1 pseudogene is annotated in these 259 nt (G+C 68.3%); it reads right to left on the reverse strand.

The annotated features are described in order from the left end of the window. Nucleotides 1-42: 42 nt before the first annotated feature. Nucleotides 43-259, reverse strand: a pseudogene (locus KUM44_RS38140) (hypothetical protein); the annotation flags it as partial.

The following is a 259-nucleotide window of genomic DNA, read 5'->3' on the forward strand; positions in this document are numbered from 1 at the left end:
GCAGGTGCAGGGACACCGGGGCCGGGCCGGTCTGGAGGGCGATCAGCGGTAGACGTTGTACGTGCCGTAGTCGTTGACCCTGAGGTTGGACTGCCACCTGCCGAACTGGTAGTTGCCGTCCCACCAGTACCGCTCCTCGCCCCTGCCGCAGGAGGAGTGGTCGGTGCGGAAGGCGCCGACGAAGGTGCCCTGCGTCCAGCGGCGCTCCACCACCTGGATCGGCTGTGCGTACTGCCCCGGGCTCAGGTTCGTGGTGAAG

It is taken from the genome of Streptomyces sp. AC550_RSS872, assembly GCF_019049285.1.
Lineage (GTDB): Bacteria > Actinomycetota > Actinomycetes > Streptomycetales > Streptomycetaceae > Streptomyces.